The sequence below is a fragment of the Streptomyces sp. NPDC003697 genome, assembly GCF_053587115.1.
Genome location: NZ_JBSFNN010000064.1, coordinates 16050 through 40872 on the forward strand (window position 1 = coordinate 16050; position 24823 = coordinate 40872).

Here is a 24823-nt window from a genome sequence, read left to right on the forward strand (position 1 = left end):
GGGGCACACCGGGCACACAGACGTATGGGGGACGACATGTCTGACGACGGCCGTGGGACGGACCGGCACGAACGCTCGCCGGGCAGGCAGCGCAGGCGCTTCCCGGGCATCTCCTCACGCGCGTACGAGCACCCCGCCGACCGGTCCGCCCTGGTCGCGCTGCGCCGGCTGAGCGGCTTCGACGCGGTGTTCAAGGCCCTCAGCGGTCTGCTGCCCGAGCGCAGTCTGCGGCTGCTGTTCCTGTCCGACTCGGTGCGCGTGTCCGACCAGCAGTTCGCCCACCTGAACGTCATGCTGAGGGACGCCTGCTACATCCTGGACCTGGACACGGTCCCGCAGATGTACGTCACCCAGGACCCCCGGCCCAACGCGATGTGCGTCGGCCTGGACGAGCCGGTCATCGTGGTCACCACGGGCCTGGTCGAACTGCTCGACGAGGAGGAGATGCGGGCGGTCGTCGGGCACGAGGTGGGGCACGCCCTGTCCGGGCACGCCGTGTACCGCACGGTGCTGCTGTTCCTGACCCAGCTCGCCGTCCGGGTGGCCTGGATCCCGCTGGGCAACCTGGCGGTGATGGGCATCGTGACGGCGCTGCGCGAGTGGTTCCGCAAGTCCGAACTGTCCGCCGACCGGGCCGGGCTGCTGGTCGGGCAGGACCTGCGTGCGTCGCTGCGCGGCCTGATGAAACTGGCGGGCGGCAACCACCTGCACGAGATGAACGTGGACGCGTTCCTGGAGCAGGCCGAGGAGTACGAGGCCGGGGGCGACCTGCGTGACTCGGTGCTGAAGATTCTCAACGTGCTGCCGCGCAGCCACCCCTTCGCCGCCGTGCGCGCGGCCGAGCTGAAGAGGTGGGCCGAGTCCCGCGACCACCAGCGGATCATGGACGGGCACTACCCGCGGCGCAGCGAGGACAAGGACGCCGGGGTGGGCGACTCCTTCCGCGACTCGGCCGCGCACTACGCCGGCCAGGTGAGGAACTCCAAGGACCCGCTGATGAAGCTGGTCACCGACCTCGCGGGCGGGGCCGGGGACCTGGGCGGCCGGGTCCGGCGCGGCTTCGCCGGCTTCACGGGCTCGGCGCCGCCGAAGGGCGGCGGGCCCGGGGACACGCCGCCGCAGGAGGGCCCGCCGCCGGGCACGAACGGCACCCCGCCGGGAGACGAGGGCTGAGCCCGGAAGACGAGGGCTGAGCCCGGGGGCCGTTCAGACCCTCGGCTGGGCGCCCGCCGCCAGCGAGCCGCACAGCGCCGTCACGCCGTTCCTCGCGTACGGGTCCGTTCCGGCCGGGCCGCCCGCCCCGGCGCTCTGGCCGGCCAGGAGCGGCCGCAGCCGGTTCGCCGCGTCCTCGGCGCAGGAGAGCGGCCCCGCCTGGACGGAGGAGGAGACCAGTTCGACCTGGTGCAGGCGCAGATCGTCGCGGTCGAACCGGAACCGCAGCTCGCGCCGGACGGTGAACAGCGAGGCCCGCCCCGTGCCGCCGGAACCGGCCGGCCGCAGCGCGTAGACGAAGGTGTGGTCCGAGGTGACCTCCAAGGTGGAGGCGTCGGCCTCGGTGGCGTGCAGCGTGCCCTGCACCCGGATCCCGCGGTCGGCCAGTTCGGCCCGGGCGGGGTCGAAGCGGACCAGCCACCCGGTGGGCGCGTGCCGGCCGTCGGCGGCGGGCCGTTCGAAGCTCTGCTGGAACTGGCGGAGCTGGCCAGGCCCGATCAGCGCCCGCACGACGTAGACCTGGCCGCCGAGGAGGACCTGGGGGTCGAGGGAGGATTCGACGAGGTAGTCCTTGGCGGTGGTCAGGGCGGCGACGACCTGGCTCTCCGCGAAGTGCGCGGTGCGCCGGACGGCGGGCAGCGGGATTCCCTCGGCACCCACCGCGAACTGCGCGGCGGGGCTGTGCGCGTACAGGTACGCCGGGTCCGCCGTCCCGGGCACCCGCCCCTGCGGGGCGAGCGGGACGACGGACATGCGCAGCGACTCGGCGGGCTGCCCGGCCTGCGCGGCCGGGTAGGGGTGCCGCACGCCCATGTAGACCGCGGTGCCGAAGGCCATGGCGATCAGCAGGACGAGGATCAGGACGTGCCGGGACAGCCCGCGGTGCAGCGGGGGACGCCGGCGTACGGCCGGGGTGTGGTCGGTCATCCGTTCCTGCGCTGAGTACTCCTGGAGCCGGGCAGCACGGACGAACGACTCGTCGAAGACGACGGATCGGTACTCGTCCTCCGCGCCGCCGCGGCCGCCTTCGGGTGTTCCCTCAGGCGGGTCTCCGGGCCCTCCCATATCATCAGAGTAGGTCGCCCTGCGCCTCGGTAAACGTCGCTGGTACACGACAAGTTCAGACGATTCCCGCCAGGGCCGCCGAGGACTCTCAGGGGGTGTGCGGAACCGCCGGGACGGGCGGTTGCGCGGGGTCGGCGGAGGCCGGCGGAACCGCCGCGCCGCCCTGCTCCGGGCCGGTGGAGGCGGGCGGCGGGGCCTGCTCCCGGTCGTTGCCCGAAGGATCCCCGTGGTAGACCGCGACGAAGGCCAGCGCGACCATGCCGACGCCCATCACGACGGCGAGCATCCAGGCGACTGGACGGTGCCAGCGGACCTGTCTGCCGTACGCCCCGGGGAATCCGTGGCGGCGCTCGAAGTCGTCGGCGTCGTCGAAGGGGTCGAACTCGTGGCTGTGACCGAAGTCGGTGCCGTAGCGCTCGCCGGTGGCGTGCGCCCGGCGGGACTCCGCCTCGGAGGCCTCGGCTCTGGCCTGCGCGGCGGCCAGGAGGCGTTCGACGGCGGTCGGCTCGTGGATCACGGCCGCCCGCACGAAGGCCTCGTCGAGAACCACGGAGGCGAACTCTTCGTCCGACACTCCGCGGTCGTGGTCGTCGTCGGGCTCCCAGCCGTCAGGGAACGGCGTGCCCCCCACGTCCTCCGGCACGGATCCAGAGTAGACCTGAGGGATCAATTTGGGCAGACGGTATGGACATTCATCCGCCTGCTGAGACGGTCCTCCCCCGGGTCGGTCCATCCGGGCGGTACGTGCCGGAGGGATGTGCGCGGGTGCGGCGGTCCGCCCGCCGGTGCCCGCCGGACCGCCGCGCCGCGGGTGCGCTGCGGCGGCTCAGCGCCGGGTGTGCCCGTCCCCGGTGAGGATGTACTTGGTGCTGGTCAGTTCCGGCAGGCCCATCGGGCCGCGGGCGTGCAGCTTCTGCGTGGAGATGCCGATCTCGGCGCCGAAGCCGAACTGGCTGCCGTCGGTGAAGCGGGTGGAGGCGTTCACGGCGATCGTCGTGGAATCGACCAGCTGGGTGAACCGGCGGGCCGCCTGCTGCGAGGTGGTGACGATCGCCTCGGTGTGGCCGGAGCTCCACAGCCGGATGTGCTCGACGGCCTTGTCGAGCGAGTCGACGACGGCGGCGGCGATGTCGTACGAGAGGTACTCGGTCTCCCAGTCCTCGGGCGTGGCCTCGACGACGGTCGCCCTGGAGTCCTTGGCATACGCCATGACCCGCTCGTCGGCGTGGACGGTCACGCCGGCCTCGGCGAGCGCGTCGAGGGCGCGCGGCAGGAACTCGGCGGCGATGTCCTGGTGGACCAGCACGGTCTCCGCGGTGTTGCAGACGCTGACCCGCTGCGCCTTGGAGTTGACCAGGATGTCCACGGCCATGTCGAGGTCGGCCGTCGCGTCGACGTAGACGTGGCAGTTGCCGGTGCCGGTCTCGATCACCGGGACCGTGGACTCGTTGACGACCGTCCGGATCAGCGAGGCGCCGCCGCGCGGGATGAGCACGTCCACCAGGCCGCGGGCGCGCATCAGCTCGCGCACGCTCTCCCGGCTCTCGCCCGGCACCAGCTGCACGGCGTCCGCGGGCAGGCCCGCGCCGCCGACAGCGTCCCGGATCACCCGGACGAGGGCGGTGTTCGACGCGTAGGCGGAGGCCGAACCGCGCAGCAGGACGGCGTTGCCGGACTTCAGGCACAGCGCCGCGGCGTCCACCGTGACGTTCGGGCGGGCCTCGTAGATGATGCCGACCACGCCGAGGGGCACGCGGACCTGGCGCAGGTCCATGCCGTTCGGCAGCGTGGAGCCGCGGACCACCTCACCGACCGGGTCGGGCAGGGCCACGACGTCGCGTACGTCCGAGGCGATCGCGCGGACCCGCTCCGGGGTGAGGGTGAGCCGGTCGACGACGGACTCGCTGGTGCCGGCCTCGCGGGCCCTGGCGACGTCCTGGGCGTTGGCCTCGACGATCTCACTCGTCCGGACCTCCAGGGCGTCCGCGACGGCGAGCAGCGCGTCGTCCTTGTCCACGCGCGGCAGCGGGGCGAGGTCGGCGGCGGCGGCCTTGGCGCGGTAGGCGGCCTGGGTGACCGGGGACATCGAGTCGTACGGCGAGAGCGTGGTCATGAGGGAAGGGTAGTGCGCGGCCGGGGCGCGTCCGCGGAGCGTTCCGAGGCCCGGGCCCGTCCGCCGGGCCGGTCCGGGCCCGGCGGACGGGCCCGGGCCGGGACGGCCCGGTGCGTCGTGTGCCCGGGATCGGGGGCGGGTACGAGGACGTCAAGGACAGCGAGGACGGTAGGACGCGGCGGAACGCTGGGCGGCGCCCCGGAACCCGACCGGAGCCCGGCACCGTTTCCGCACTTCCGTCCCTGTCCCTGGAGAACCCGGTCGCGGGCCCTCAGTACGGATGGACGCCCACGGGGGTCGCCGGCGGCGGGCCGTAGCCCTCCGCGAGGCGCTGGTGGTAGGTCTCTCGGTCGATGACCTCCAGACCGACGATCTCCCAGGGCGGCAGCCGTGCGCTGTGCCGGTGTTCGCCCCACAGCCGCAGGGCGACGGCGGCCGCGTCGTGCAGGTCGCGCGCCTCCTCCCAGTAGCGGATCTCGGCGTGGTCGCCCGCGTAGCGGCTGGTCAGCAGGAAGGGGTGGTCGTGGGCGAGCTGTTCCAGGCCGCGCCGCACCTCGTGCAGCGGGGCCTGGCTGCCGGAGACGCTGAGGGTGATGTGCCACAGCCGGGGCAGGTCCCGGGGCTCCTCGTAACGGTCGCCGGCCGCCACGCTGGTCAGGGCGCGCTCCTCACCGGCCGCACGGGAGGGGGACCCGCCGGCACCACCGCGGGACGCCGCCCCAGGGCGCACTCGTCTCACGACGGCCTCCTTTACGCAGTGCTCGCGGTCTCGTGCGGAATCGGTCCCCCGACACAAAGTGCAGCAGGCCGCAAGGCTCCGTGGGGCGGTTTTGCGGAACGTCCCCGCCTTCACGGTCCCGGCCCGCGGACGATTCGGCCCATTACGGCCGCAGGATCACCAGGTCGTCCCGGTGCACGACCTCGCGTTCGTAGGCCGGCCCGAGTTCGCGGGCCAGCTCGCGGGTCGAACGGCCGATCAGCAGGGGGATCTCCTTGGCGTCGAAGTTGACGAGCCCGCGGGCCACGGCGCACCCCGAGGCGTCCCGCAGCTCGACCGGGTCGCCGGCGGTGAACTCCCCGTCGACGGCGGCGATCCCGGCCGGCAGCAGCGACTTGCGGCGCTCCACGACCGCGCGCACCGCCCCGTCGTCGAGGGTGAGGGCGCCCTGCGGTGCGGAGGCGTGCTGCAGCCACAGCAGCCGGTCGGCGGAGCGCTTGCCGGTGGGGTGGAAGTAGGTGCCGGTGTCACCGCCGGACAGGGCGTCGGCGGCGTGCACCGCGCTGGTCAGCACGACGGGCACGCCTGCCGCCGCCGCGATCGCCGCCGCCTCGACCTTGGTGACCATGCCGCCGGTGCCCACGCCGGCCTTGCCCGCGCTGCCGATCTCGACGTGCGCCAGGTCCGCCGGCCCGCGTACCTCCGCTATCCGCGAGGTGCCCGGGCGGCTCGGGTCCCCGTCGTACACGCCGTCCACGTCGGACAGCAGCACCAGCAGGTCGGCGCGGACGAGATGGGCGACCAGCGCGGCCAGCCGGTCGTTGTCGCCGAAGCGGATCTCGTCCGTGGCGACGGTGTCGTTCTCGTTGACGACCGGCAGGGCGCCCATCGCCAGCAGCTCGTCGAGCGTGCGGGAGGCGTTGCGGTGGTGCGCGCGGCGGCTCATGTCGTCGGACGTCAGGAGAACCTGCCCGACGCGGACGCCGTAGCGGGCGAAGGAGGCGGTGTAGCGGGCCACCAGCAGCCCCTGGCCCACGCTCGCGGCCGCCTGCTGCCGGGCCAGGTCCCTGGGGCGACGGCGCAGTCCCAGCGGAGCGAGTCCGGCGGCGATGGCGCCCGAGGAGACCAGGACGATCTCCCTGGCGCGGTCGCTCCGGCTCTTGGCCAGCACGTCGACGAGGGCGTCCACGCGGTCGGCGTCCAGGCCGCCCGCGGCGGTGGTCAGCGACGAGGACCCCACCTTCACGACGACCCTGCGCGCCTCGCCCACGTCCTGCCTTGCTCCAGCCACCTTGCCGCTCGTCCCCTCGCCCGGATTCCGACCGCCCCGCTCCGCCCGAATCTACGCGAAGCGGATGGCCCGCCGCGCGCCGGTCCACCACCCGGACGATGCGGGCGAAAGGCGAGAACCCGTGCACCCATGTAGCGGGCACGTAACTGTTCGCTCACGAAACGCGCACGGCAAAAAGATTGTGCGGGTTCCGCATAGAAATCAAAGAACGAACAAACTTATGGTGAGCGGCGTGCCACCTACCGTCCACAAGCGCATACTCCTCCGATCGGGCAAGAGCCCGTTCGACGTCGTCCCCCTCGAAGAGGCCATCCACCGGGACGTCGTCGCGACCAACTCCGGCAACCTGATCTTCAGCGACGCCGCCCACAAGATCCTCACCACGCCGGGCGCCGAGGTCGTCTCGAACGGCATGCGGACGGAGGTGTCGGCGGCGGGCCGGATCAACGAGGAGTACGACGCCTTCGTCATACCGCTCGCCAACGCCTTCCGGCCGTCGTTCGAGCCGGCCCTGAAGCGTCTGACGCGGCTGATCAGGAAGCTCAGGATCCCGGTGGTGGTCCTGGGCGTCGGCGCGCAGAGCGGTGTGGAGTACGACCCGGCGCGGCTGAAGGTCATGGAGACCAGCGTGCGCGACTTCTGCGCCGCGGTGCTGGACCACAGCGCGTCCATCGGGGTGCGCGGCGAGTTCACCGAGCGCTATCTGAACGACATGGGCTTCCGGGACGTCGAGGTGATCGGCTGCCCGTCGATGTTCCTCCACGGCCCGGAGCTCACCGTGGACAAGCGGGCGGCGGCGCTGACCCCCGAATCCCGGATCGCGGTCAACGGCTCGCACAGCGCGGTGCGCGGAGGGCTGCACAGGATCATCACCCGCACCCACGCGCACTACCCGCACCTGCGCTACATCGGCCAGAACACCACCGACGCACGGCAGTTGCACTGGCGGGACGTGGACTCCCCGGCGGGCCGGGTCACCCTGATGCCCACGCACCCGGACCACCCGATGTACCGCGAGGACAAGGTCCGCGTGTACATCGACCCGGTGACCTGGATCGACGACCTGCGGGAGTTCGACTTCTCGTTCGGCTCGCGCATCCACGGCAACATCGCGGCGCTGCTCGCGGGCACGCCGGCGACCGTGCTGTGCGGCGACTCGCGGACGCTGGAGCTCTGCCGCTACTTCGGCATCCCGCACCGGCGGCTCGACAGGACGCCTGCCGACATCGACCCGGCCCTGCTGTACGAGGAGGCCGACTTCGGCGCGCTGACCGGCGGCCACCGGGAGCGCTTCGAGCGTTTCACGGCGTTCCTGGACAAGAACGGGCTGGAGAACACCTTCACGCACGGCGACGGCGGCGCGGCCTTCGAGGAACGCCTGCGGTCGCTGTCCTTCCCGCCGGGCATCCGCCCCTGGAACGACACCGATCTCGCCTCGCTCGCGTCCCGGTTCGGCTGGCTGCACCAGCAGGTGTCCGAACTCTCCGCCGACAACGCCCGGTTGAAGCGGGAACTGGCCGGCAGCAGGGCGAGCGCCAAGGCCGCCACCGCGGCCAGGACCGCCGCGTCCGGTTCGTCGACGTCCGTCTACCGCCGGGCGCGTCGCGCGGTGGGACGGCCGATCCGCCGGGCACTGCGGCCGGGGCGGGAGTAGGGCAGGAAGTGTCCCGTGGGGCCCGCTCTCCCTGGGGGCCGGCCCCGTCGGGACCGGGCCTCGCGTGGACCGGGACCGGCCGGATCAGGGCCTGTCGTCGATCGGGACCGGCGATGGGCCGGGACCGGCCGTCGATCAGGCCGCCGCGGTCCGCCGCTGCCGCAGCATCCGCCGGACCTTGCGGGCCCCGCGGCGCAGTAACGACGCGCTCGGCGTCTCCCGCCAGCCCGGGACGGCGCGGGCCTCGCGCGGCTCGGCCAGGTAGACCCAGTCGGGGACGCCCGCCTGTCGCGAGCGGAAGTGGGGATAGCCGAGGTAGGCGCGGGTGCCCCGCTTCTCCAGGTGGGGAGTCGGCTCCTTCTTGGCCCGGATGAACTCCAGGACGTCCACGAGGAGGTCCGGGCGCTGCCGGGCCACCAGGTGCAGGCGCAGCCGTTCGTGGACCTTGAGGCGGTAGGCGACGCCCTCGTTCCAGTACGCGTCCATCAGCGGTCTGGCCAGCGCCAGTTTGTTCGCGCGCACCTCCTCGCTGTTCCTCAGGAAGCCCGGCCCGAACTGCGGAAGCACCGTCACGAGGAACGGGCGGACCATGAGGCCGTCCCGCCGGGAGCCCGCCGGGACCAGCTCCGCGATCAGCTTCATCAGGGCGCGTGCGGAGTCGAAGCGCAAGGTGTAGCTGCCGCTCTTCGTCACGTGCTTGCCGTCGTCGCGGCCGACCAGGTAGTAGCAGGTGTAGTCGCTGATCACGGAGACGCCGTCGGCCCGCAGATAGGCCTCCATGGTTAACAGCGCGTCCTCACCGGTGAACAGCGACTCGTCGAAGCGCATCCCGTGCCGTTCGAGCAGTTCGCGGCGGAACAGCTTCTGGGCGCTGAGCGTGAACTTGATGTTGGAGGAGTGGACGTCGGTGCGCTCCAGCGTCCTGCCCCACATCGACCGGGGAGCCTTGCGGTTGATCCCCTCGACCCTGCCCAGCACGACGTCCGTGCCGTTGCGGTCGGCCATGGCGACCATGCGCTCCAGGGCCTCGGGCCCGAGGCGGTCGTCGGCGTCCAGGAAGAAGACGTAGCGGCCGGCAGCCTTGGCGAGACCGACGTTGCGCGGGCCGCTGGGGCCGCCGGAGTTCTGCTGGTGGACGACCGAGACGGCCATCGGCGCGCGGGCGGCGAACTCGTCCAGGCACGCCCCGGTGCCGTCCGTCGATCCGTCGTCGACCGCGATGACCTCGACGCGCTCCGGATCGATGGTCTGTGCCTCGACGGAGGCCAGGCACTCCACCAGATACGGCATCGCCTCGTACGCCCCGATGATCACACTGACATCAGGTTGCGTCACCGTCACTCGTCCCCCTGGTCACTGCTTCCCCCGGCCACTGTTCACCCTGGTGCCACGGGCCGTTCTCCCCGGCGCCGTGTCCGCCACCCCTTGCAAGACGGCTGCCCCCGACGAGCGGTTGCCCGGGACGTGCGTCCCAGTGACGCGGATCACAGGGGCGACCGACAGGACACTGTAGACGGGGCGGGCGGGAGACGGCGAACGGCCCGGTCCGCGGGGGATCACTCCTCCGGGGACCGGGCCGTTCGCGTCCGTGACAGGGCTTCCGCGCCGGCCGGACGACGGCGCCGGGCGTCAGCCCGCGACCACGCCGTCCGTCTCGCCGGCCGACGCCACCCGCTGCCCCGGCAGCACCGCGGCCGGTACCGCCGGTCCGCCGACGGCCGCGGCCCGCGCCGCCTGGCTCACGTTGCGGGCCTCGGCCTTGAGGGCGAGCTGGGCGACGGCCTCGTTGAACCGGTCGATGGACTTCGGCTCGTCCGGGCCGAGCAGGTACCGCCGCAGCTCCGCACGGTCCTCGGCCAGCGGGTCGGCGGCGGGCTCACGCACCGCGGCCAGCAGTTCGTCCAGCTCGGCCGCGGTGTTGGAGAGGATGACCGCGGCGCGCACGGCGGTGTTCTGCCGCTTGAACTCCTCCGCGCCCAGCCCGGCGGAGTCCGTCACCGCGTACGGCTTGCCGCTGGCGATGAAGTCGGAGACCACGCTGGAGATGTCGGAGACCATCGCGTCGGAGACGTTGAAGCAGTCGTACAGCCGCGGCTCGGAGCCGGTGATCACGCGGTGCTGCCAGTTGCCGGCGGAACGCCAGTAGGCGTCGTTCCACTCGGCGCGCAGCCGGGCGATCTCCTCGTGCCGCGGCAGGTCGACCAGGCCGTCACGGGTCGCCTGGGCCTGGTCGCCCTTGTCGTCGGCACTGCGGGTGAGCTCGGCGAGCCGCGCCCCGATACGCGCCAGGTCCGCCTGGGCCCGCGCCTTGACCTCGGCGTGGGCGGTGGTCTCGGCGGCGAAGCGCGGGTCGGCGGCGCGCTCGGCGGCGGCCTTCTCCACCAGGGCGGTGATCCGCTGGTGCGCGGCCTTCGCGCGCGGGCTGCGGGTGCCGGTGAAGGGGTGCGGCTTGTACAGGACCCGGACCGGGGGGTCGGCCCGGACGAGCCTGCGCACGATGTTCTCCCCCGCCAGGAGGAGGGAGGTGTTGCCCGGGTTGTCGTCCCAGCCCTCCCAGGTGGGGGCGTACAGCACGGTCGGGACATGGCCCGCGGGCACGCCCTGCCGGCCCTGGATCGGCGCCAGCTGCGGCCGGCCGACCTCGACGATGTCCTCGTCCCGCACGCCGACGTCGGCGATGGCGTAGCGGTCGCGGCCTGCGCGGCCGGCGGTCCACACCTCGTCGTACACCTTGCTGAACGGGTTGACGCTGGCCAGCTTGTCGCTGTCGCCGTGGCCGATGAAGACGTGCTTCATGGTGGGCACGCGCAGCATGTGGATGTTCTTGCCGACGTTCGCCGCGTAGAGCGTGACGCGCACCGTGGACAGGTCCATGTTCATCAGGTGCACCCCTCCCGGCACGCAGACGACGGGGACCGTGGTGGGCGCCAGGTTCTCCAGGATGACGTGCTCGCGCAGGATGATCAGCGGCCGGGTGTCCAGCTGCTCCATCGTCTCCAGCCACATGTTGACCTGGTAGGCGGAGTCCTTGGAGCCGGAGAAGTACAGCACCGTCTCGGGCCGGTAGTCGCGCAGCCAGCCGCCGAGGGCGGCGAGGACCTTGCCGGCCTTCGGCGGGACGCTCCGGCCCCGGACGTAGGGCACCAGGGCGAGCACGTACAGGGCGCCCAGGCCGAGCGTGACGGCCATGCCGGCGAATCCCGCCGTGGGCGAGTCGGTGGCACCGGCGACGAGCAGGCCCGCGACGGCCGCGAGGTCGAGGTGGAGCATCTTCTCGCCGGAGCGGCGCAGCAGCAGCCTCGGGGGCGCGTCCGGGATGCGGATGCGCGAGGCCAGGTCGACGTTGCGGGTGGCCACCGGCATGGTGCGGCGGTGCTGGATCAGGGTGGCGAGGGCGCCCTGCGGGGCCTGGAGGCCGTAGAAGGCGATGAAGCAGGCGATGGCGCCGTAGAAGGTCAGGTCGTCCGAGAGGGACAGCCGGGCCACCAGCAGGACCAGCAGCAGCTGCCGGATCAGGAAGCGGATCGCCAGCCCGGCGCGGATCCTGCCGAGCCGGTCGATCAGATAGCTGCCCTTGCGGTGCAGATAGTGGTCCGCCAGGTACGTCACGGCGGCCGCGGCCGCGAAGGCGTACACGCTCGGCAGGAGCGCGGCCAGCATGAGGCAGGGGAAGCCCAGCGTCATGAGGGCCGCCGCGGCCAGCTCGGCCGCGCTGCCCACCCGGGCGACGCGAATAGCGGTGGATATCACGGGGGAACCTGCTCTGAGAGGGGGTGCCGGTTTTGTCGATCTTATCAGTGCACGGTCTTGAACCGCCGAAAAGGGGGAATTGTGGATTTGGCGGGAAAAGGACGTGCGGGGCGAATAGGGGAAACCTACGCATTCAGGCCCCTGTGAAGCTCCGCCAGCGGGCAACCACAGAGGCCTGAACAACAAACCGCTATTGGTGGTGGATCATGCCACGCCGTCCTGTCGGTCCAGCACGCCGGCCAGCGCCTGCTCGAAGCCGGAGGCCCTGCCGGCGACGGCCGTCGGGTCCTGCTGACGGACGTCGATGACGTGTCCCGTCAGCTCCGACAGCAGCACGTCGAGCGAGGTGCGCGCCACGGCCTCGGAGGACAGCAGGGTGCCCGCGGGCTCCTGGCCGAAGGCCTTGGTCCGCATCGGCGTGGCGGTGCGCTCGGGGTTGATGCAGTTGACGCGGATGCCGTCGCCGGCCCACTCGTCGGAGAGCGCCTGGGTGAGGTTCACCATGGCGGCCTTGGTCGAGGAGTAGAGGCTGTACTCGGCCCGGCCGCGGGTGTAGCTGCTGGAGGTGTACAGCAGCAACTGGCCCTTGGTCTCGGCCAGGTACTTGTAGGACGAGCGCGCGATCTGCACCGGGGCCAGGTAGTTGACCTTCAGCGCCTCCTCGATGGTGGCGTTGTCCGTCTCGGCCAGCTTGCCGATGCGCAGCACGCCCGCGGTGTTGACGACGTAGTCGATGCGCCCGGTCTCCCCGTACGCCTTCGACAGCGCGTCGTCGACCTCCTCCGGGTTCTCCACGTGGGTGCCGGTGGTGGAACGGCCCAGGGCGTAGACGTGCGCGCCGTAGGACCCGGCGAGTTCGGCGATGTCCTTGCCGATGCCGTACGAGCCGCCGAAGATGACGACCGTCTTGCCGGTGAGCAGTTCGCGGTACGCCTCCTCGCCGTTCTGCTCGGGGGCGGCGGTCGAGGCCAGCTGGAAGAGCTTGTCGGCGATGAAGACGTCGACGGGCTGCGTCACCTTCATGTTGTACTCGTCACCCGCGACGACGTGGATCGGCACGTTCGGCAGGTACTTGAGCACGACGGAGCAGTCGTCCGTGGCCTGGAAGTTGGGGTCGCCGGCGGCGACCTCGTAGGCGCGGCGGATGGTGGACAGCTTGAAGGCCTGCGGCGTCTGGCCGCGACGCAGGCGGGAGCGGTCCGGGATCTCGGTGATGAACTCGCCGTCCTCACCGTGGGTCCGGGTCACGATGATGGTGTCCGCGGACGGGATGGCGACGTCGACGGCCTGGTAGCGCTCCAGGGCGGCCACGCAGTCGTCGATGACGCGCTGCGACAGCAGCGGCCGCACCGCGTCGTGGAAGAGGACGTTGGCGTCCTCGCCCTCGGAGAGGCCCTCGCCGAGCGCGGCGATGGCGCGCTCGGTGGTCTCGTTCCGCGTCGCGCCGCCCTCGATGATGCGGGAGACCTTCCGGAACCCGGCCTTCGCCACGATCCTCTCGACATCGGGCACGTAGCCCGGTGCCATCAGCACGATGACGTCGTCGATGGAGTCCGCCTTCTCGAAGGTGGTCAGGGTGTGCTCGATGACTGCCTTGCCGGCGATCTTCAGCAACTGCTTGGGGATCGACAGACCCACGCGCTGGCCGGTACCGCCCGCCAGGATCACTGCGGTGGTACGGGGCTTGGCTATGTGCTGGGACACAGGTGACCTACCTCGGGGCAACGGGAACTCGGAAATGCTCCCACTTTCGGTTACCGCTGTGCAAGGTGAGCGACGCCAGGCGCATAAGCGCGCGCAACCCGTCATTCACCTTGCGGTGCTGGCGTGCGGGCGAAGCCCTTCACAAAGAGCTCTGGAATTCCTGTGAGTAACTCCACAGGGCCTGCGATTGCCGTACGTGACGCCTTCTCTGGCGGTGCGTGACGAGCCGTCGGCTCGGCGTGACCGGCGCCCCGCTCCGCCTCCCCGGCACCACGCCCGGTCCGGCTCCGCTGCACTCCGGCCGCCGTCCCGGACCGGGCGCCGCCGCGGCAGGTTCGTCCGGCCGGCCGCCGCGACCGACCCGGCCCCCATCGGTCACTCCTGCCTTTCCACGGGTCACGGCGCCCGAGGACGCGGCGAGGTTACTCCACGCGTCGGGCGCGCCGGCCGCGTTCGCTCCGGCCCACGCCCGGCCCGGAAGCGCCCGCGCCGGTCGCCCCTCGCAGCGCCCGGTTCGCGGGTGCGGGCGGGGCGTCGCGGCCGGCCCGCCCACCGGCAGCGGCACGGCGGACGGCGGGTCCGTGTCCCTGTCACCCGCACACGGCGGCTCCCGGCGGCGCCGCCGACCCGGTGCCGTCCGCGACGAGAGCGGCGGCGGCCCGGGCACGGGACGGTGATCCGTCCGCCCGGAGGTCGGACTGCACGTGTTCTTCATATGCATGACCGCGCCGTTACGGACCGGTCGCGAATACGGCGCGACCAGAAGTCCATTGCCACGGAATTCCCCATTGAGTTTCCGCGGCATTTCGGCGCGGTGGATTCGCCGTGTCCGGCGCGGGCCGCGGAAGTCCACCGGGAAGGCCGGGAACCGCTTCCAGGACCCGCAGGACCCGTACCGGTCCCTCTCCGTCCCGGCCGTCGGCCACCACGACGGCGACCCGGCCGGTCCGGTCGTCCGGTACGGCGCCGGCCGGCCGCGGGATCGACCCCGCGGGGCTCCCCGCTTCCGGCACCGGCACACCGCCGGGAGTGCGCCGCCGTACCGCCGGGGTGCGCCTTCGCTGCGGGGCCGCGTGGATGGGGTGGCGCCGGTCCTGTGCGAACCGGTGGGCGGGGAACTCGGACCGGCGGCGGGGGCCCCTCCATGACGAGGAGACGGTGGGAGCTGAGTCTCGACCGGAGCTGAAAGGAGCCTGGGACCCGAAGAGGTCCCAGGCTCCGCGCCGGTTCCGGACGTGCGGTCCGGCACACGGGGGCCCGCAGGCCGGACCGTGCCTGCCCGGGCCGGTGAGCTCGTCCGGACCGCTGAGGGCGGTCCCGCAATCCCCGGCGGGCGCACGACGACAGCTACGGCACCTCGCCGCGCTGCCGGATCGCCCGAATACGCCCAGTACGAGGACGACCCTCCGCCTTGCGACGCACCGCATCCGACGCCGCGCGCCGATCCACCGCGGATTACGGGTCAGCTCTTAGAACGGTTCAAAACCGTCGAAGTCGCGGTCGGCCTCGTCGCGCTCGACCTGCCGGTCGCGGCGGCGCTGCGCGGCCGGACGGGGCGCCTCGAAGCGGTGGTCCTCGCCGCGCCGTCCCAGCATCTCCGCGCCGGCCATGACCGACGGCTCCCAGTCGAAGACGACCGCGTTGTCCTCGGGGCCGATGGCGACGCCGTCACCGGACCGGGCCCCCGCCTTCATCAACTCCTCCTCGACGCCGAGGCGGTTGAGGCGGTCGGCCAGGTAGCCCACGGCCTCGTCGTTGCTGAAGTCGGTCTGCCGCACCCAGCGCTCGGGCTTCTCGCCGCGGACCCGGAACAGCCCGTCGTCCTCGCGGGTGACCGTGAAGCCCGCGTCGTCCACGGCCTTCGGCCGGATGACGATCCGCGTCGCCTCCTCCTTCGGCCTGGCGGCGCGCGCCCGGGCGACCAGTTCGGCGAGCGCGTACGACAGCTCCTTCAGACCCATGTGCGCCACCGCCGACACCTCGAAGACGCGGTAGCCGCGCGCCTCGAGGTCGGGGCGGACCATGTCGGCGAGGTCCTTGCCGTCCGGCACGTCGATCTTGTTCAGGACGACGATCCGCGGACGGTTGTCGAGGCCGCCGTACTGCCGCAGCTCCTCCTCGATGATGTCGAGGTCGGAGACGGGGTCGCGGTCGGACTCCAGGGTCGCCGTGTCCAGCACGTGCACGAGCACGCTGCAGCGCTCCACGTGGCGCAGGAACTCCAGGCCCAGCCCCTTGCCCTGGCTGGCGCCCGGGATCAGGCCGGGGACGTCGGCGATCGTGTAGACGGTCGAGCCGGCCGTGACCACGCCCAGGTTCGGCACCAGGGTCGTGAACGGGTAGTCGGCGATCTTCGGCTTCGCCGCGCTGAGGACGGAGATCAGCGACGACTTGCCGGCGCTCGGGTAGCCGACCAGCGCCACGTCGGCGACGGTCTTCAGCTCAAGGACGATGTCCTGCAGGTCGCCGGGTTCGCCGAGCAGGGCGAAGCCGGGCGCCTTGCGCCGGGCCGAGGCCAGGGCTGCGTTGCCGAGCCCGCCGCGGCCGCCCTGGGCGGCGACGAAGGACGTGCCGTGCCCGACCAGGTCGGCGAGGACGTTGCCCGCCCTGTCGAGCACCACCGTGCCGTCCGGCACCGGCAGGACCAGGTCCTCGCCGTCCTTGCCGGAGCGGTTGCCACCCTCGCCGGGTTTGCCGTTGGTGGCCTTGCGGTGCGGGGAGTGGTGGTAGTCGAGGAGGGTGGTGACGGACTGGTCGACGGTGAGGATCACGTCTCCGCCGCGTCCGCCGTTGCCGCCGTCCGGGCCGCCGAGCGGCTTGAACTTCTCGCGGTGTACGGAGGCACAGCCGTGGCCTCCGTTACCCGCGGCGACGTGGAGTTCGACGCGGTCCACGAAGGTGGTCATGGTGGGGTGCCTCCAGCACTTCGGTACTCGGGTACGTACGAATGGCGTACGTAGGGGTGTTCTTTCCTGCGTAACACGCGAAAGGCGGACCCGCCTTCCCGCCCGGGAAGTGAGGTCCGCCTCGCGTAGCGTTCGGCCGGCGCCTGGATCAGGCGATTCAGGCGACCGGAACGATGTTCACGACCCTGCGGCCACGGTGGCTGCCGAACTCCACCGCACCGGCCTGCAGCGCGAACAGCGTGTCGTCGCCGCCGCGGCCGACGCCCGCGCCCGGGTGGAAGTGGGTGCCGCGCTGGCGGACCAGGATCTCACCGGCGTTCACGACCTGACCGCCGAAGCGCTTCACGCCGAGCCGCTGGGCATTGGAGTCGCGACCGTTCCGGGTGGACGATGCGCCCTTCTTGTGTGCCATCTCTGTTCAGTCCCTTACTTCGCAGCCGTGGGGATCTCGGTGACCTTGAGCGCCGTGTACTGCTGGCGGTGGCCCTGCCGGCGACGGTAGCCGGTCTTGTTCTTGTAGCGCAGAATGTCGATCTTCTGGCCCTTGTGGTGGTCCACGACCTCGGCCTGGACCTTGACGCCGGCCAGCACCCACGGGTCGCTGGTCACGGCGTCACCGTCGACGAGCAGCAGGGTCGAGAGCTCGACCGTGTCGCCGACCTGGGCGGTGGAAATCTTGTCAACCTCAACGATGTCGCCGACAGCAACCTTGTGCTGGCGACCACCGCTGCGCACGATGGCGTACACGCGGATCTCACTCTCTGCTCGGAACGGAACCCCGCAGTCCAGCAGCCCTGCGACACACGCGGACGGCCTCTCCCGGTCACGGCACGTGCCCGGGAGGAAGAGGTTTACGGGATGCGGCGCGTCAGCGGACACGCCGACGGTCTAGGTTACGGGGCCCGGCTTGGGGGGTCAAACCGGGTGCCCCACCGGAAGACATCTGATGGGGCACCCGGGCGTTGCGGCTTCAACGCTGACGGTGGCTGCCGCGTGGCACAGCCGCGGAAGGATCTGGAGCGACCGACTCGCTCAGCCCTTCCGCATGCTCGCGGCCTCGGCACGGGCGGCCGCCGCCTCCGAGCGAGCCCTGCGACGGTCCTCCTCGAAGATCAGGACACCGGCCAGCCGATCCAGTGCGTCCGCCACTTCCTCGCGCCACGCAGCGAAACTTTCCGCACCTGCCGCAGCTTCCGGCTTGCGCGCGCGTACAGCGCGAAGGTGTCGTGTCGCCGCGTGCAGTTCGGGAGGGACAGCCATGCGTCACCCCTTTCCTCCGATGAGCGGCAGGAAACGCCGACATGCCGGGCACGGCCCGAGAGGCTCCAGGTGTTCCTCCATCGGATAAGTGTTGCCCCTGGCGCCACCGCCAATCTTCACCGATTGGAATGTTGCCCCCTCCAATGGGATGCCTGCGGACTCGAATGCAGCCGCGCAATTGACTTCGCCGCACCCTCCGTGATGGCCGGAATCGGCCACCGCCCGCGCGGTTTGCGGCGGGAGAGAACCGGTGCGGGTGTCCGAGGAGTACCGCAGCTCGGAGTGCTTGCCGTCCGCTGAGGTGATCTTGGTCGCGACGTTGGGACGGTCAGCCGCGGGGGTTCCCAGAGCGTCATCGGCGAAGTCGAGCAGATCCTCGTCGGCTTCGTCACCACAGTTGTGTACGAGGAGAGGCGTCGTCCCCGCACCAACGTAGTAGGTGTGCACGCCACTGACCGTGAGGTCATGCGTCCGTTGGCGTCGCTCGAAGGAGCGAACGCCTGTGAGGTCGATCGAGTCTCCGCCCGCTGTGTGGAGTCGCATGCCCGGCTTGAGATCGCCGGCTTCGATCCACGCCTGTTCGGAGTCCACCCAGAAGGGGTGCGTCGTGGTGGAGACCAGGGCTTCAGCCTTGCCGGATTTGCCCTTGATGGTCAAATCAACGAAGTGCTTGTCGTCCTCGGTGACGATCGTGCCGACGACCTCGCGCACCGTCGTCCCGCCCGTTTTGGGGTCGGTGACGGTGATCTTGTCGCCGAGCTCAACGCGCTCGATCGGCTTGGTGGTGCCGTCGGCGAGCAGGACCTTCGTGCCCGGCAGGAAGCTGTGCTTTCCGCCGATGGGACACGAGCCCGCGTCGTCGGCAGCCCCCTTCTTCTTACGGGCCGCCGCAGCCTTCTTTCTGGCCTCCGCCAGTTTGTCCGCGGCCTTGGCCAGGCCGGTCTTGGCTTTGCCGACCGCCTTGCTGGCCTTCCACAGGTCCTTCGCGCCGCCGATGAGATCGCCGACCAGGTTGGTCACCCGCTTGGCGAGCTTGAGCCCCTTGGCCCACTTCCACGGCGCCCCGTACTTGGCGAGGATCTTCCCCGCCAGGCCGCCCGCGAAGCTGCCGGCGATGTTGAGCAGGGTCTCGCCGCAGGCACCGACGTCACCGCTGGAGATGCAGTCGAGGGCCGCGTCGACGCCGAGGATGTCCCGGACGATCTTGACGAGCGCCTTGCCCGCGGACTTGATGCGCTGCTTGGCGGAAGCCTGCTGCGACTGCGCCGCCGCCACGTTCGACGCGGCGTTGTCGTAGCTCGACTGAGCCTTCTCGACCGGGTCCTTCGGGAAGTACGGCTTGCCGCCACGGCACTCGATCAGGCCCTCCCAGCACTCCGGGATGATCATGCCGCTGGGGTCGGCGTGCGTGACCGGGGAGTTGTTGGCGTAGGCGTAGCCGTTGATCTGCTGCGGCTGGGTGTAGTCGATGACCGGGTCGACGGAGATGAACTTGCCGATCTGGGCGTCGTACTCCCGTGCGCCCAGGTGCGTCAGGCCGGTCGAGGAGTCGATCGTGCCCCCGACGAAGCCCTTCTCCCCCGGCCAGGTGCCGGTCTTCTCGCCCCGTTCCACGCCGAAGGGGTCGAAGCGTCGCTGGGAGATCGTGCCGGTCGCGGAGTCGATCGCCAGCTCGCCGGTGCCGTGGTGGTCGGAGGCGACGAAGGACAGCTTGCCCCCGTCACGGACCGCCACGGTCTGACCGCCGTACTCGTAGTAGCGGGTCACCTCCTTCTTCGTGCCGTCGGCCGACAGCTTGAGCTCGGTGCCGGGCAGGTAGACGGTCGTGCCGGACGGGTCCTTGCGGACCAGACGGTTGCCGGATCCGTCGTACAGGTACGTCGTCTTCGCGCCGTTCGCCTCGGTGACCTCGCTCAGCTTGCCCGTGTCCGTCCAGGCCAGGGACTGCGCGTTGCCCCCGATCGTCCGCTTGGTGGTGTTGCCCGCGTCGTCGTACTCGTACGTCGACTGCCGGTCACCGGTGGGCGTCCGCTCCGTCACCCTGGTGACCTGGTGCGGGCCGTCGCCCTGGGCGCCCGCGCCGCCGTACTCGTAGCTGCGGGTGATGTTCTTCGCCGCGTCCCGGCCGGTGTCGTGGAGGGTCTCCGAGACGCGGTTGCCGATGGCGTCGGTCTCGTAGGACTTCCAGTACGGGGCCGGGCCGCCGAGCGCGCTCGCGCCGGGGGCCGCCGCACAGGCCTTGGGGCCGGTACCGTCCAGCGGCGCCGTGGAGCCGCGGGAGCCCGTGCCGGCCGCGTCCGCCGCCGACGACGCCGGAGTCCACGCGTCCGCCAGCCGCTGCCGGCTGTCGTAGGCGAAGCACTGCACGTCGGGCGCGGCGGAGTTCGCCGTGTCCGCGATGGACAGGACGTTGCCCGCCTGGTCGTAGGAGTAGTTCGACTCCTTGGCCGGGGCTGTCGCGCCGTAGACGTCGACCACCGAGCGGGTCAGCCGGTCGGTGCCCTTCTCGTAGTCGAAGGTCTGCCAGACCTTCTTGCCGGTCCCGGTGGACAGCTCCAGCTGCTGGAGCTCGCTGTCCTTCGAGTAGACGGTGTTGGTGACGTACGACGTGGTGCCCGTCATCGTGACCGGGCGCTGCAGGGAGTCATACGTGTAGGTCAGCGCCTCCGCCGGCAGGTCGCCGATGGCGGGCAGGCCGGTGCCCTGGACCGTGCCGTCGCGGTTGTAGGTCGTGCTGAAGACGTACGTGCCGGCCAGCGAACCCTGCGACGTCGGGACCTGGTAGGCCGTCTTCAGGGGGCGGTAGAAGTCGTCCATCGACTGGACGGCCGTGGCGAAGTACTCCGTCGGGGAGACGTAGCTCAGGAAGCCGTAGGCCTGCCCGAGCCAGCCCGCCTTGTCGTACTTGGTCTCGGTGAGCTTGGTGCCGGTGTCCGGGTCGCCCTGCCAGGTGGTCAGGACGCGGCCGAGCTGGTCGTAGACCGTGGAGGTCTTCTTGTTGCGGCCGTCGTAGGTGACGACCGGCCGGTCCAGCTCGTCGTACTCCGTGCGCGAGGTGCCCGCGTCCGGGTCGACCGACTTCGTCTTGCGGCCCAGCTGGTCGTACTCGTAGCGCCAGACGTTGCCCTTGGCGTCGGTGACCGTCTCCAGCTTGCCCGCGGGCGTGTACGTGTACTTCGTCGAGTCGTACGGCACGCCCGCGCCCGGCGACGAGCCCCGGTAGTGCCGGATCTCCGCCGTGTTGCCCTGGCCGTCCGTGATCGTCGTGGTGGGCACGCCGCCGGCCGGCGGGTCGACGTGGGTCAGCTCGCCGTCGTAGGTGGTCGTGGTGCGCCACTGCTCGACGCCGGAGACCGCGAAGATCTGGGCGGTGGTCCGGCCCAGGCCGTCGTACTCCAGGAGGCTCTGCGCGCCGACCTCCCCGTTGTGCACGAGCAGCAGCTCGTCCGAGGCCGCTCCGGCCGCGTTGTACGTCGAGTTGGTCTTCCTGACATTGCCGGTGCCGTCATAGAAGGTGTCGGCGACCATGCGGCTGCCGTCGGCCCCCTCGGTCTGGATCTGCCGGGGCCTGAGCATGCTGTCGTAGAGCTGGTACTCGGCGCCGTAGGAGCCGTCGTTCTCGATCTTCTCGGTCTTGATCGAGGTGACCTTGTCCTTGCGGACGTTGTACGAGTACTTGATGCTCGGCGTCTGCGTCTTGGCCCGGTCGGCCAGCCACACGGAGGTCAGCCGACCCAGCGCGTCGTAGGCGAGGTCCGTCCGCTTGCCGTTCGGGTCGGTCTGGCCGGACGACATACCCCAGGCGGGGGCGTAGTCGGTGGTCGTGACGTGGCCGCGCGCGTTGGTGACGGCCGTCCTCGTCAGCAGGCCGTTGGTCTCGGTGTAGTCGGTCTTCGTCTCGTTGAGCTTGGCGTCCTTCTGGGACAGCGGGCGGCCGTAGGAGTCGTAGGTCGTGGTGCCGGTGACCTGGTATGTCGCCGTGGTGCCGTCGTGTGCCGTCAGGCGCTCGGTCTTCGTCGCGTCGCCCTTGGTGGGGGCCGCGCCGAAGGCGAGGTTGTCGTACGAGGTGCGCTCGTCCGCCAGGACCTGGGTCTTGCGGTCCGGGGTGGCCGAGCACCTCACCGACACCGACTCACTGCGCGCGGGCAGGGAGAGGATGTTCTTCGCCGTGTTGTCCGCGTACGTGGTGCGGGTGCAGGAGTCGTCCTTGGTGGTGGAGACGTCGCCCTGGTCGTCGACCTGCAGGACCCGGCCGGTGCCGCCCGCGGTGTCGTACGTCGTCGTCGACTTCGTCTCGCGCCAGGTGCCGTCGGACTTCAGGTCGAAGCCGCGGCCGGTCTGGGTGCGCACGATCGACGCGCGGGTGGTGCCCCAGCTGCGGGTCTGGGTGGCGGTGTAGTGCTTCCACGGCGCCTGGATCGTCTTGGAGATCAGCTTGCCGCCGTCGTAGGTGGCCACTTCCAGCTCGTGGCCGGTGAACTCCTCCGCGTCCGTGTACTCGGCGCCGGTGGAGTCCTTCACCTGCACCGACCGGGTGGAGCCGTCGGCGGCCTTGTCCCCGTCCATGCCCTGCAGGAACGTGTAGTCGACCCGCGTGGTCTGCTGGTCGGACGTGCCGCTGGTGACCTTGACCTTGCCGTAGCCCTGCCAGCCGCCCCAGGTCAGGTACTTGTCGTCGGTGATGCCGTCCGGCTTCGCCTTACGCCAGGCCGCGTCACCCTGGTAGTCGTACCGGGTGACCATCGAATCGCTGCCGCCGGTGCGGTCCGTCTCGATGACCGCGGACACGACGTACTTGTGGAACCAGTCCGTGATCGGGTCGATGTAGCCCGGCGGGGCCCACTTCACCGGGTAGCAGCGCTTGACCGACTCCCCCGGCTTCGGCAGCGCGTCCTTGCTGCAGTCGGTGGGCGCGTAGGTGACGTCGAGCTGGGCGCCGGTCTCGCTGAGGACCATCGAGAGCCGGAAGCGGTGGAAGGGCGCGATGTTGTCGCCGATCGCGTCGACGCGGTTGGCGAGCTGCTCGCCGAAGAGGTCCACGGTGGGCAGCTTCTCGGCGGTGCCGGCGCGGCCCTCGTGCTGGATCCTCGACAGCCACAGCGTCTTGGAGTCGTCGCCGTTGTCGGTGAACAGGTGGGTGAACGTCCAGGCGTCCACGTCCTGGTAGGACGTGGCGTCCTTGCGCATCTGCGTGACGATCGACGTCAGCCGCTTGGTCGTCCAGAAGGTCTGGACGGGCGAGGTGCACTTGGTGGCGGACTTGCACTCCTGGTCGACCGGGACGTCCGGCCAGTGGGAGGCGTTCGCCTTGGTGCGCTTGCTCTCGGCACAGTCGAAGTCGGCGGTGGGCAGGCAGCGTTCGGCGGTGTCGAAGACGACGCGGGCCGGGGCCTTCGCCGCGTACACCTTGCCGTCGGTCTGGCCGTAGTCGATGCGCTCGAGGTAGCCGCCGCGGTCGTAGGCGGTGCCGTTGACGTCCGTCTTGCCGTTGAGCGCGTAGTAGTTGGTCTCGCGGTCGTAGAAGTAGGACATCACGTTGCCGTGGGTGTCCTTGACGTAGTCCAGGCTCCAGCGCCACGCCTGCTTGCAGTACGCGCTGGTGAAGGTGGCGTTGTAGCAGGGCTCACCGGAGTCGTCGCCGAAGACGGGGGCCGTCCAGACGGAGTTGGTCTCCTCGTTCCCGGTGGCCCAGCCCGGCAGGCGGTTCAGGCCGAACCAGTACTCGGTGCCCTCGGGGGTGGTGACCTTCCAGTGCTCGCCCTTGTCGCTCGCACCGCCCTCGTCGCCGTTCGTGGCGCCGGTCAGCTTCTCGACCTTGGTGCCGTCGTCGGCCGACAGGTGCCAGTCACCGGTGGTGTCGTCCTTGACCAGCTCGCCGGACATGCCGTTGAGCATGATCGTGGCGTTGTCGAACGCCCAGCACTGCTCACCGGAGCCGCTGTGGCCGTCGTCGGAGCAGGGCTTGTAGCGCCGCTCGATGTAGCCGGGGTCGTAGGAGAACCCCTCGCCGATCCAGGAGCCCTGGTTGTTGGTGGCCGAGGTGCGGCCGTCCGCCGACTGGGAGGAGTAGCCGAGGCCCACGGTGGGGACCATGCCGCCCGGGGTCGGGACGGTGCGCAGCGGATAGTTCCAGTTGAAGGCGCCGGAGGAGGTGGACACGCTCCAGCTCGCCGACGGCGACAGCGCGGTCGCCTTGTAGGTGCCCTGCGCGCCGGACGGTCCCGCCGCGACCGCGACCAGCGAGGTCGCCGTGGCCGCCATGGTGGAGACGCCGTCGGCGGGCGCCGGGGCGGCGGTCACGTCGGCGGAGACGGTCCCGGTCCGCACGTCGTTCACGGTCGGCAGCACCGTCGGCTGCTGCGGGCAGTCCTTGCTGCCCGGGATGGCCACGGTGGCGCACGCGGGGAGCTGGACGAGCTGCAGACGGGAGGCGTAGGAGCCGCCGAAGCCCTCGGCGAACTGCGAGTAGTCGACGGTCAGGCGGACCTTGGCGGCCTGACCCGTGCCGTCGGCACGCTGCACGCCGAGCAGCACGCCGGCGCCGAGCTTCGCGGCCCGCTGCGGATCGAGGACGTCGACGCGCACCGTGCCGGGCGCCTTCGCGTCTCGCGCCGCGGCCGTGCTCCCGCTCTTCCCGGCGGCCTTTCGGCCGGCCTTCCCCGCGGTGGCGGCCTCGGTGACCGTGACGGGCAGGCCGCCCGCCTCCGCGGTGGCCCCCAGCCTCACCTCGGCGCCGCCCCGCTTCGGCCACACCGCCTTGTCGAGCCCCTTGACCGCGGCCTTGCGCGCCGGATCTGCGGGGCGGGGTCTGGTCTTGGCGGCGAATCCCTTGGCGGGATCACCGTCGTCCTGGACACCGGGGCGGCTGGTGCGGCCCCGGGTGCCGTCGTCGAGCGCCGCTGCCTGCACCGACGACGCGGACAGTGCGAGCGAGAGCCCGAACACCGTCACGGCGACCGCCCGTCCGGGCATGCGGCGGCTCAGTGAGCGGCCATGGAAGAACATCGGACAACTCCCTGGTCGGAGGAGAGAGCCGCCACGCCCCTCGGACAGGGGCCAGGGCCCGGCGGACTCGTGAGAGACCGGGGTGCCGGACCCACGCCAGGTGGATGACGGCGTCGGCGCCCTCGAACTCCTCGGCCAGAGGAGC

Annotated in this window: 14 protein-coding genes; 2 read left to right on the forward strand and 12 right to left on the reverse strand. The window is 71.2% G+C overall.

Annotated elements, in window-relative coordinates; all coding sequences use genetic code 11:
• Positions 1-36: 36 nt before the first annotated feature.
• Entirely contained in the window at positions 37-1173 is a 1137-nt protein-coding gene (locus ACWDNY_RS22835) for a M48 family metallopeptidase (protein WP_451647643.1), read from the forward strand.
• Positions 1174-1206: 33 nt separating this feature from the next.
• On the opposite strand, the gene ACWDNY_RS22840 is transcribed toward ACWDNY_RS22835, so the two are convergent.
• The 5 genes from ACWDNY_RS22840 to proB all read right to left on the reverse strand — a co-directional run bounded on the left by ACWDNY_RS22840 (position 1207) and on the right by proB (position 6378).
• Positions 1207-2277 (reverse strand): SCO2583 family membrane protein, encoded by a 1071-nt coding sequence (locus ACWDNY_RS22840; RefSeq protein WP_451647644.1) that lies wholly within the window; start codon positions 2275-2277, stop codon positions 1207-1209.
• An 88-nt stretch (positions 2278-2365) separates the two neighbouring features.
• Entirely contained in the window at positions 2366-2920 is a 555-nt protein-coding gene (locus ACWDNY_RS22845) for an SCO2584 family spore wall biosynthesis protein (protein ID WP_451647645.1), read from the reverse strand.
• A gap of 183 nt (positions 2921-3103) precedes the next feature.
• Positions 3104-4390, reverse strand: a complete 1287-nt coding sequence (locus ACWDNY_RS22850; protein ID WP_451647646.1) for a glutamate-5-semialdehyde dehydrogenase — start codon at positions 4388-4390, stop codon at positions 3104-3106.
• Between the two features lie 271 nt (positions 4391-4661).
• Positions 4662-5120, reverse strand: coding sequence for a hypothetical protein (locus ACWDNY_RS22855; protein WP_451647654.1), 459 nt, complete (start codon positions 5118-5120; stop codon positions 4662-4664).
• 151 nt (positions 5121-5271) lie between these two features.
• Positions 5272-6378 (reverse strand): glutamate 5-kinase, encoded by a 1107-nt coding sequence (gene proB, locus ACWDNY_RS22860; protein ID WP_451647655.1) that lies wholly within the window; start codon positions 6376-6378, stop codon positions 5272-5274.
• Between the two features lie 241 nt (positions 6379-6619).
• Here proB and ACWDNY_RS22865 point away from each other — a divergent pair, with 241 nt between their 5' ends.
• Positions 6620-8053: a polysaccharide pyruvyl transferase family protein gene (locus tag ACWDNY_RS22865; RefSeq protein WP_451647647.1), complete on the forward strand. Its 1434-nt coding sequence runs from the start codon at positions 6620-6622 to the stop codon at positions 8051-8053.
• Between the two features lie 135 nt (positions 8054-8188).
• On the opposite strand, the gene ACWDNY_RS22870 is transcribed toward ACWDNY_RS22865, so the two are convergent.
• The 7 genes from ACWDNY_RS22870 to ACWDNY_RS22900 all read right to left on the reverse strand — a co-directional run bounded on the left by ACWDNY_RS22870 (position 8189) and on the right by ACWDNY_RS22900 (position 24678).
• On the reverse strand, positions 8189-9394 hold the full coding sequence (locus tag ACWDNY_RS22870) for a glycosyltransferase family 2 protein (protein ID WP_451647648.1): 1206 nt from the start codon (positions 9392-9394) through the stop codon (positions 8189-8191).
• A 288-nt stretch (positions 9395-9682) separates the two neighbouring features.
• A complete protein-coding gene (locus ACWDNY_RS22875; RefSeq protein WP_451647656.1) occupies positions 9683-11773 on the reverse strand; it encodes a hypothetical protein in 2091 nt (696 codons plus the stop codon).
• 234 nt (positions 11774-12007) lie between these two features.
• The gene (locus ACWDNY_RS22880) at positions 12008-13507 is read right to left on the reverse strand and encodes a D-ribitol-5-phosphate cytidylyltransferase (protein WP_451647649.1); all 1500 of its coding nucleotides are present in this window, start codon (positions 13505-13507) and stop codon (positions 12008-12010) included.
• Positions 13508-14976: 1469 nt separating this feature from the next.
• Positions 14977-16413, reverse strand: coding sequence for a GTPase ObgE (gene obgE, locus ACWDNY_RS22885; RefSeq protein ID WP_451647650.1), 1437 nt, complete (start codon positions 16411-16413; stop codon positions 14977-14979).
• Positions 16414-16570: 157 nt separating this feature from the next.
• Entirely contained in the window at positions 16571-16825 is a 255-nt protein-coding gene (rpmA, locus tag ACWDNY_RS22890) for a 50S ribosomal protein L27 (RefSeq protein WP_361502280.1), read from the reverse strand.
• 14 nt (positions 16826-16839) lie between these two features.
• Positions 16840-17160: a 50S ribosomal protein L21 gene (rplU, locus tag ACWDNY_RS22895; protein WP_451647651.1), complete on the reverse strand. Its 321-nt coding sequence runs from the start codon at positions 17158-17160 to the stop codon at positions 16840-16842.
• Between the two features lie 516 nt (positions 17161-17676).
• Positions 17677-24678, reverse strand: a complete 7002-nt coding sequence (locus ACWDNY_RS22900) for a polymorphic toxin-type HINT domain-containing protein (protein WP_451647652.1) — start codon at positions 24676-24678, stop codon at positions 17677-17679.
• Positions 24679-24823 lie beyond the last annotated feature (145 nt).

Bases quoted from the DNA above. Each gene is read 5' to 3' on its own strand.
- ACWDNY_RS22835 (WP_451647643.1), top strand. From the start codon at position 37: ATGTCTGACGACGGCCGTGGGACGGACCGGCACGAACGCTCGCCGGGC.
- rpmA (WP_361502280.1), bottom strand. From the start codon at position 16,825: ATGGCACACAAGAAGGGCGCATCGTCCACCCGGAACGGTCGCGACTCC.
- ACWDNY_RS22865 (WP_451647647.1), top strand. From the start codon at position 6,620: ATGGTGAGCGGCGTGCCACCTACCGTCCACAAGCGCATACTCCTCCGA.
- ACWDNY_RS22850 (WP_451647646.1), bottom strand. From the start codon at position 4,390: ATGACCACGCTCTCGCCGTACGACTCGATGTCCCCGGTCACCCAGGCC.
- ACWDNY_RS22840 (WP_451647644.1), bottom strand. From the start codon at position 2,277: ATGGGAGGGCCCGGAGACCCGCCTGAGGGAACACCCGAAGGCGGCCGC.
- obgE (WP_451647650.1), bottom strand. From the start codon at position 16,413: ATGACCACCTTCGTGGACCGCGTCGAACTCCACGTCGCCGCGGGTAAC.
- ACWDNY_RS22900 (WP_451647652.1), bottom strand. From the start codon at position 24,678: ATGTTCTTCCATGGCCGCTCACTGAGCCGCCGCATGCCCGGACGGGCG.